Source organism: Inquilinus sp. (assembly GCF_057815775.1).
On sequence record NZ_JBYRFX010000033.1, the window covers coordinates 1 to 2,248 of the forward strand.

Here is a 2,248-nt window from a genome sequence, read left to right on the forward strand (position 1 = left end):
ATGCCGCCGATTACCTGGCCGGCTTCCCGGACCACCCGCATCGCGGCTTCGAGACCGTGACCTACATGCTGGCCGGGCGGATGCGCCATGGCGACAACAAGGGCAATGTCGGCCTGCTCGGCCCCGGCAGCGTGCAGTGGATGACGGCCGGCAGCGGCATCGTCCATTCCGAGATGCCGGAGCAGGAGAACGGACTGATGTGGGGCTTCCAGCTCTGGGTCAACCTGCCGGCGGGCGAGAAAATGACGGCGCCGCGCTACCAGGACAACCCGGCCGACGCGGTGCCTGAGGTCGCGGCAGGCCCCGGTGCCACCGTCCGCGTCATCGCCGGCCGCTTCGGCGGCGTCGACGGCGCGGTCGAGGGCGGCACCACCGAGCCCATCTATCTCGATGTGCATCTGGAGGCCGGCGCCGCGATCGAGGTGCCGCTACCCGAGGGCCATGCCGGCTTTGCCTATGCCTATCAGGGCGCGGCGGATATCGGCGGCGAGGTGCTGGAACGCGGCACGCTGGGCGTGTTGGGGAGTGGTGATGGGGTCCGGGCGGCGGCCAAGGCCGGCCCGGCCCGGTTCCTGATCGTGGCCGGCAAGCCGCTGCGCGAGCCGGTGGCGAAATACGGGCCCTTCGTCATGAACACCGAGGCGCAGATCATCGAAGCGATCGATGATTTCCGCGCCGGCCGGTTCTGAACCAGGCGAAGCGTCCCGTGTCGACAAGCGGAGGCCCCCAGGCCTCCGCTTTTTCTTTCGGCGTCGAGGGTGACGGTCTCCACCCGGCTCCATAAGATGCGATGGTATTGCATCGCTCGACCGGCATTTTCAGGGACGGCATATGATCAACGGCACCATTGCCCGCGCGTGTTTCATTTGCAGCTCGCGTGACGGCGAGACGGTGTTCCGCACGGCGATCGATGTCTGCGGGCTGGGGCATGTCGCCTTCGCCCTGCGCTGCTGTTCCGGCTGCGGCATGACCCTGCAGGACCCGGCGGTCTCGCCCGAGACCATGATGCGGCAATACGCGACCTTCTCGAACTACACCGCCTTCGGCGATGGCGAGCCGCCGCTGAACCCGACGGCGCGCCGCATGATGGCCCTGACCGGGATCGAGGCGATCACGCCCGGCCGCATGTACGATGTCGGCGCCGCCACCGGCTCGATGCTGTGGCATTTCCGCAAGCAGGGCTGGGCCGTCGCCGGCTGCGACCTGTCGCCCAAGGCGGTCGAGCAGGCGCGGGGCCGGAACGGCATAGACATGGATCTCGGCTCCGGCGAGGAGATGCTGCCGCAGCGCGGCAACCAGGATCTGATCACCTTCTCCCACGTGCTGGAGCACGTCTACGACCCGGCCGAGACCCTGAAGCTGGTGCATGCGGCACTGGCGCCCGACGGCCTGCTGATGTTCGAGGTGCCCTGCCTGGCCGCGCCGGAGATCAATCCGCCCGGCTTCTTCATGATGGAGCACGTCAATTATTTCGACGAGGTCACGGCCGCCAGCCTGCTGCAGCGGATCGGCTTCGGCACCCTGCAGGCGCCGATCGACACCTCGCTCGAATACTACCCCTACCCTGTCATCACCGTGCTGGCCCGCAAGCAGGCGCCGCAGCCGCAGGCCGCGATCGAGAGCGGATACGAGAAGAACACCGCCTTCTGCCGGGCCTATGCCGCGATCGACCAGGGCCGCTGGGACGCGGTGGATGCGCGGCTGCACGCCGCCCTGGCGCCGGAGGAGCAGGTCTATGTCTGGGGGGCGGGGCTGCACACCTCGACACTGCTGGAGCGGACATCGCTGGCCCGGCGCACCCGCGTGGTGGCGATCACCGATCGCGATCCGCAGAAGCACAGCCACACGCTGGGGCCGCATCGCGTCGTCCCCCCGGCCGAGGCGCTGGCCGACAGCCGGAAAATCGTCATCTCGAGCTATCACTCGGAAGCCGATATCGCCGCCGGGCTGGTCCGCGGCGGCGTGCCGGCGGAGCGCATCGTCCGCCCGCACGGAATCGGCATCTCGGTTTAGATGAAGGACGTCCGCACCAGCCGATTTTGAAAAGCGGGCGCGAGCCGAGTGAAGGGGGGACAACCCCGGCCCGCGCCCTGTTCTCCCGGCCGTCCAGCGGCTCGGGAGAATTCTGTGCTGATCTTTGGCCTCAGGCGCCGAGGCGGTCCGAGACGATCGACCAGTTGACCAGGGTCTCCAGCACCGCCTTGACGTGGTCGGGGCGGCGGTTCTGGTAGTCCAGGTAGTAGGCGTG

The 2,248-nt window shown here is 68.4% G+C and carries 3 protein-coding genes; 2 read left to right on the plus strand and 1 reads right to left on the minus strand.

Features of this window, described 5'->3' with window-relative positions:
• Both AC3XYG_RS01310 and AC3XYG_RS01315 read left to right on the plus strand, forming a co-directional pair.
• Positions 1 to 689, plus strand: a 689-nt coding sequence (locus tag AC3XYG_RS01310; protein ID WP_489138005.1) for a pirin family protein, incomplete at its 5' end; no start/stop codon positions are given.
• 142 nt (positions 690 to 831) lie between these two features.
• Entirely contained in the window at positions 832 to 2,013 is a 1,182-nt protein-coding gene (locus AC3XYG_RS01315) for a class I SAM-dependent methyltransferase (RefSeq protein ID WP_489138006.1), read from the plus strand.
• Between the two features lie 130 nt (positions 2,014 to 2,143).
• Here AC3XYG_RS01315 and AC3XYG_RS01320 read toward each other — a convergent pair whose 3' ends face one another.
• Positions 2,144 to 2,236: a Fe-Mn family superoxide dismutase gene (locus tag AC3XYG_RS01320; RefSeq protein WP_489138007.1), complete on the minus strand. Its 93-nt coding sequence runs from the start codon at positions 2,234 to 2,236 to the stop codon at positions 2,144 to 2,146.
• Between the last annotated feature and the right edge of the window lie 12 nt (positions 2,237 to 2,248).